The 7,225-nt window shown below is 44.5% G+C and carries 3 protein-coding genes; 2 read left to right on the top strand and 1 reads right to left on the bottom strand.

The window, feature by feature from the left end; all coding sequences use genetic code 11:
* On the top strand, positions 1 to 510 hold a 510-nt coding region (locus tag AC1DPZ_RS18695), incomplete at its 5' end, for a fibronectin type III-like domain-contianing protein (protein ID WP_477406186.1).
* A 175-nt stretch (positions 511 to 685) separates the two neighbouring features.
* Positions 686 to 1,717 carry a glycoside hydrolase family 53 protein gene (locus AC1DPZ_RS18690; RefSeq protein WP_477406184.1) on the top strand — a complete coding sequence of 344 codons (1,032 nt, stop codon included), beginning with the start codon at positions 686 to 688 and terminating at the stop codon, positions 1,715 to 1,717.
* A 370-nt stretch (positions 1,718 to 2,087) separates the two neighbouring features.
* Here AC1DPZ_RS18690 and AC1DPZ_RS18685 read toward each other — a convergent pair.
* The coding region (locus AC1DPZ_RS18685; RefSeq protein WP_477406182.1) for an alpha-2-macroglobulin family protein at positions 2,088 to 7,225 on the bottom strand (5,138 nt) is incomplete at its 5' end.

Genomic DNA, 7,225 nt, shown 5'->3' with positions numbered 1-7,225 from the left:
GGTAAGTTGCCTATAACTTATCCGCGTTTCACTAATTCGTTAAACAACTATTACCGCAAAAATTTAGAGAATGGTAATCCGGATGATAAACACGGTTACAATCCATTGTATGAATTTGGTTACGGTTTAAGCTATACCACTTTCAGCTACAATAACCTGCACATCAGCAAACCAGAGCTGAAAGATAATGAAACGTTAACAATCACTGTTGACGTAAAAAATACCGGGCAGCTGGAAGGTAAAGAATCTGTATTGTTATATATCAGCCAGTTATATGCCAGTATAGCGCCGGATACCAAACGCTTAAGGGCTTATGATAAGATCTCGCTAAAACCTGGTGAAACAAAAACAGTAAGCTTTAAAATTACTCCTAAAGACCTGGCTTTTGTGAACGATGTAAGCAAAACCGTTACCGAAGCAGGGGAGTTCAGGATTCAGCTGGGCGATCAAACCCAAAGCTTTAATTATGTATCAACACTTAACGCTCCTTCAAGAACAGGTAAACTATAATTAAACACGAATTTTATAGGCACGAATTTCACGAATTGGATTAACACGAATTTCACGAATTGAGTCGAATTAACACAAATACTAACGGAATTAATTGTTTTACACATTTTGCATTATAATTTGTGCCGAAATCTAATTCGTGAAATTCGAACCAATTCGTGAAATTCGTGTTAATATGAAGAAGATCTTGTGCTCATGTTTTTTGATCCTGTTTTGTCTGAGTTTTTCCTGCTCAAAAAGCAAGACAAATACTCCCGTAGTTATAATTGAACCACCAGAAATCATCGCCAAGGGTGCAGATATCAGCTGGGTAACCGAAATGGAAGCTAAAGGCATTAAGTTTTATGATAAGAACGGTACCCAACAGGATCTTTTTGTATTATTAAAGAGCCTGGGTTTTAATGCTATAAGGCTGCGGGCCTGGGTTAATCCAAAAGATGGTTACTGTAACACTGCCGACCTGGTGGCAAAAGCTATTCGTGCAAAGGCTCAGGGTTTTAAAATTATGATAGATTTTCATTATAGCGATTGGTGGGCTGATCCTGGTAAACAAACCAAACCCGCCCCCTGGGTCGCCCTTGATTTTGCCACGCTCACTACCACCTTGCACGATTATACCAAAAGTGTGATGAACACGCTAAAAGACAATGGCATAACACCGGTATGGGCACAGGTAGGCAACGAAACCAACGACGGCATGCTATGGGAGGATGGCCGCGCCTCAAAAAGCATGGCTAATTTTGCCGCCCTTGTTAAAAGCGGTTACGCGGCAGTTAAAGAGGTGAGCCCTGCAACGCAGGTAATTGTGCATCTCTCCAACGGTTATGATAATAATCTTTTCCGTTGGATGTTTGATGGGTTGAAAGCTAACGGCGCCAAATGGGATATTATAGGTATGTCGCTTTATCCATCAAAAACAAACTGGCAAACCCTCACTACGCAGTGTTTAGCCAACATGAACGATATGGTTTCGCGTTATTCAACCCCGGTTATGGTTGTTGAAGTAGGGATGGAGGCCGATGCGCCAACAGAGGGCAAGGCTTTTCTTTCAGATATCATCAGCAAAGTAAAATCCGTTAATAACAATGGCGGCAAGGGCGTTTTTTATTGGGAGCCGGAGTCATACAATAACTGGCAGGGCTATGGTTTAGGCGCTTTTGATAATTCCGGAAAACCAACCGCAGCGTTGGATGCGTTTGCAAATTAATTTCCTGAATTAATCAACGTTAATCTCAAATATTTCTTGATTTTTCTCTATAATTCTGTTTTTTTGTGTCCTGTAAACAACCATTTCTACATTGCCCTTGCAATTAGTAATAAGCGATTTGCGAGGACACCAACCGCAGGCACGGTTATGGAAGTCTTTGTGTCGTCCTGAAAAAAGTTTCACATTTACTGATTAGTCCTGTTGTTAGTTTACACTTATAGTCTTGATTTATTAAAAACGCTAAGTTATTGAATGTCAGCAATAAGTGCGTTCCAGTCCCCGTTTTGGCAAATACTTATATTGTTGATTATGAGGTATAAAGGTGTTCCACCCGTTCCATATGTTCCACCCGTTCCGATGGAACACCTGTTTACTTCACCACATCAACCCATTGCCCCTTAATCAAACTATTGATCGAATTGTTATACATCGCCTCGCAATACACCGCCGGTAAATAATACCTGCCCGCATAAGCAGCATTCAGCATTACGTAGTAGGTAACCTCGCGGCCTTCGGATAAACTAAAATAGGTGTTAACCCTGTCGTCCCTGATATCCCTGTAGTCGGATGGGGATGATTTGAACGCTTCATCACTGTTCAGCATCCGGCTATTCAATATCTCCCATCCCGATGGGAAGATCTGGCTCAGTGCCAGGTTATCATATCTGCCGCGCCTGCCTGGGTTTTTAATGTTCACCTGTGCCACAAAGTCGGTTCCCTGTTTCAATGAAGATGGATCTATCGGCTTACCGCCAAGGGTAAAGTAGCCAACCCGCATCTGTAAAACCCGCGGATCGATAAACGTTTTAACGTCAAGGCCAGATGATGGCTGTCCTTTTTGTATCAGCCTCACATACAGTCTGTTTGTGCCTAAGTTCTTTATCGTTACTTTACCGCCATTTGTAGCTAAGGCGCTTTGCCAAATGTAGGACGGTGAACTAACATCAGCCCTGGCAGCACCCGACTGGAAATTAAAGGTCATCTTGCCAGATGACTTATTCTGCCCGCAATATTGCGCAATAGCTATCAACGAGTAGGCGGTGGTTTGGGTACTATACCAATCATCCTGCGAAAGCCTTGCAGCTACAGTTCTAAGCTGTGCAGCTGCCTTTGCCTGTTGACCAAGCAATGTAAGGGTTTCCAATATCATTGCCTCATCCCGCAGGTCGGAACCATAAGTGCCGTACATGGTATTATAAGGTTTTATGGAGGTTGGTAAACCTGCAATCATCCCTATACCCATCTCGGGTTGGCCGGCCAGTTTATAGGCTGCAGCCAGGCGCCATTTAGCTTCTACACTTAAATATTTAAACTCGCGTAAACGGTTCATCGCCCCTAATTCTGGCGAGCGGGCTAAAGCAAGTAAATACAGGCGGTATGCCTGGTTAAGGTCATCGCCATAAAAGCTCCTGCTATCTGGCGCCCAGGTTAAAGCTTTTTGTTTTTGGTATTTCTTCCATTGCGCTATAAATCCTAAAGGCATACTATAACCTTTAGCCTGCGCAGCCAGCATAAAGTGCCCGGCATAATTGGTTCCCCATTCATCTGCACTGCCGCCGTCTGGCCAGTAGCTTAAGCCGCCGCCGGGTACCTGGAATCCATTGAGCCTTGCAATAGTAGCCTTGATATTCCTTTCTGATTCTGCTTTTTGCCTTGGCGACAGATCAAGCAACTGGCTCAAATACAATTGTGGGAAGGCTGCCGAAGTGGTTTGCTCCACACAACCATGGGGATAATCTATCAGGTAATCCAGCCGTTTATCCAGGTTCAGCGGTGGGATGGAGGCAACCTCCATGGTGTTTTTATTGGTACCGCTTATACCTATTGCCTGGTAAGCAGTGCTCCATGTTTCACCCGGTTTAAGCTCTTTTTGTAAGATGCGGGTTACCGGCGGATTAGGGTTGCGCACATTTAGTTCTACATCATAAGCTGCTGTCTCTGATCCGCTTTTGGCGATGATCTTCACCTTGCCTACGCCCACAAAGTCCTTTACATCTAAATCAAAGGTTGCCAGCTGATCGCCTGTTTTGGTAAAAGTGAGCGTTTTGGTATTGTTGCCTGCAAGATTGCTGAAAGCATTGCTTTGTACCGATACGGTAACCGTTTTGATATTAGGTTCCATAGCGAAAACAGTAACAGGTAGCTGCACCTTTTCGCCCGGACCTAACACCCGCGGTAAAGTAGCCAAGATCATCAGCGGCTTTTTAACCGCCACAACTTTTTCGGCAATACCATAGCCACCATCGTGCCCAGCCACAACCATTGCCTTTACAGAACCTACATATTGCGGTAGTTTAAAGGCCGTGGTTTGCTTTTCGCCTGCACCAAGGTGAAACGGGCCCATGAATTTCACAACCGGCTTAAATCGGTTTACAGACACATTCTTGTTGGTGCCCAGGTTACCATCGCCACCGATGCTTAAAATCCGTTCCAGTCCGCCGCCATAAGCGCCTATCACATAATCAAACAGATCCCATGTTTTTACGCCAAGCGCCTCACGGGCATAAAAGGTATCATGCGGATCGGGCAGTTTGTAATTGGTAATATCCAGCAGGCCCTCATCAACAATGGCAATGGTATAGGTCATTTCCTTACCCGATGCCTCGGTTACCGTTATGGCCGATTGTGTTTCGGGTCTGATCTTATCCGGCATGCTTATCACCGGCTTCAATATCGTTTCGGGGTTGTTTACCGTGAGGGGTATAGCACCATACATGCGGATAGGTAGGTCGTTTATTGTTTGTGAATGCCTTTGCAGCAGGGTCACGTTCACAAAAACGTTTGGCGCCATTTCCGCATCTACGGTGAAATTGTATTGGGTTTGCCCTTTTTTGGTATCTATCCAGGTAGTTTTTAAAACTTTGCTGCCATTTTCAAAGCTGATTAAAGCGCGGCCATCAGCAGCTGTAGGTATGGTTAAAGTAGCCTGTTCGCCAACCTTATAAGCAGGTTTATCCGAAGTAAAGGAGAGCATTGCAGCCTCGGTAGGGTTACTTTGCTGCAACCTTTCCGACCAGTTTGGCCAATCAACATAAATGATCTTGCCGGTTGAGTGCCCCGTTTGTTCGTCTTTTACCTTAATGAGATAGCGCCCCCAATCGGCTTTGGGGATACGCAATGTCCATTTACCACGCCCGTTTGTAAGCTGTATGCTTTGGGTTTTGATGAGCTTGTTGTATTTATCCTGGGTAAAATTGCTCGTCTCATCGCCGGTTTGATCCCACCACCAGCGCCATTGTACTTTGTATAGTTCCAATTCAACAGTACGGGTACCTGTAAAAGCGTTGCCATTTACATCAACATCGGCAATATCAACCTGGTGATCTTTATCGGTAACCAGCATACCCGAAAGTTCGCTGCCCGGTGGTGTTTTGATACCCACATAGCCGGGGTAAACATTATATGGCATGGTAACCTGCTGTATGCTGAAATTACCACCCGGCTCAAATACTTTTACCAAAAAGTTGGCGCGCAGCTGCCCGGGTGCCTGTTTCTCTACGTTTACATTAGCATCAACATCAGCATTGCCGTTAGCGCTTAGCTTGCCATCAAAAACGGTTTGGGTTTGGGTATTGAAGGCGAGGGTAGGATCATCAAAAACATAATCCTTATAGTTTTTAAAGCTGGTTGTCTGCGGTGTTAAAAATGCATCAACTTTGGCTTTCAGGTTTTGGGCAGCCCCACCAAACAGCCAGCGCGCGCTTAGCTTGCCGTTGGCATTGTTGCCTTTGGTGAGTTCATTGGCGCCGCCAAACGTAAGGCTTAGTTTTAAACGGTTTGGCATAATGGTTTCCACCTTAATCTTCTTCTCAAAAAGAGCCCCGCCCACTTTTACCCGCGCTGTCCAGTTCCCGGTAGGCGAAGATGTTTCTGTAGCGGTATGGAAACTATAAAAACCATCCAATGATTTGGTTTGCGTGATACGCCTGTAAAGTTTTCCGTTGGGATCTGTCAGTTCAAACTCAACCGGGTGATCGGCTGGCAAGGTTTTTAACTTATCTTCCAGTATAAAGGTCATAAATATACTGTCGCCGGGGCGCCAAACACCACGTTCGCCATAAAGAAAACCTTTTAATCCGCTTTGAACCTGCTCTCCACTAACGTTAAAGCGGGAGAGGGGCAGCGAGTTCCCATCATCAAGTTTTAAATACCCGCGCTGACGGCCTTTTTTTGCTACCAGCAGGTATGGTTTCCGTTTCAGGTCAAAGCTGGCCATTCCGTCAGAACCCGATGTGGTTTTTAAGATCAGCTGCTTTTGATAATCGAGTAACTGTAATTCCACACCATCCATAGGTTTGGCGGTCATGATATCAGTAACCGCTATCTGCATGTTGTTATTATTGCCGCGTTTAGCAATCAGGCCAATGTTTGATGCGATTATATTGCGGGTAGCCCAGCGTGTTTTGGTATAGTAGGATGGGGTACAGGCATTATCTTTATCTTGCCAGCTGTAGCCTTCAGGGTAAAAATTGTCATATCTCGACCAAAAATCATCGTCTTCGTCACTTACCTTGTTGGCATTATTGCTGTATTCTCCCTCACCTTCATACCCCTCGTCGTCGTCTTTTTTTACCGTACCTCCCAAGCTACAGTTGTACAGCGAATAATCCTGCCTGAAGCCTATAACCACCCTGTAAATAGCGCCGGGTTCTGTACGGATCATCTGGTCGAGATCCAACATAAAACGGTTCTTTTTATTCAGGTTTACCCCTTTATCTTTGTCCAGCCTGATGGTTTTTTGTACAATAGGTTTACCAACCTGCCGCAATTCCTGCCCGCCATTAAAATCGTTATTTTGAAAGTATTGCGGTACGTTGCTCYCATATATCTTAATGATACTCACATCAACCGCTTTTAGGTTCACGGCTTCAAAAGGCATCATCAGTTTACCCGAATCGGGCAGAATTACGCCTTTGCCCGGGATAGTTACATTTGGCAGCCGGTTTTCAAAAAACACATTAGCGGTATAAGTTTTAATGATCTTTTTGTGAGCGATATTTTCGACCCCTTCATTTACAAACACGCTGTAATCGCCCTGTAGGCGTTCAGAAGCGTATACTTTAACCATACTGCCATCAATGGTATAGGCCGCATCGCCTATATTTGCGATTCCAATAAGGCCATTCAATTCCTGTCCGACCATTATAGCATCCGAGAATTGTACCAATACATATTGGTCGTTATCCTGCACTGCACGAATATTCAGCACCTTAAAATCGCCTATCGCGGGTACATCAAAACGCTGATCGCCTTTTTTATCAACGTTTAAAGCACTACCATCCCAGTTAATGGTAACAGGCGTAACCGAGCCCGATTGCCGTTTTAGGCCTGTTATTTTAAATGTATGCGTTTTTGTAACAACATTATGATCCCAGGTAATTTTAACCGGCCATGTGTAGTTTACTGTAATGATCTTTTCAATCAACGCGGGATCTTCCGTATCAGAAGTTTGAATATTGCCTTCCAGTTTCATTTCATCAGCAGATGTGCTGGTAGCTGTTTGCAGTC

This window comes from Mucilaginibacter sp. P4_G9 (assembly GCF_056400985.1).
This window is presented reverse-complemented; position numbering and strand designations above follow the sequence as displayed.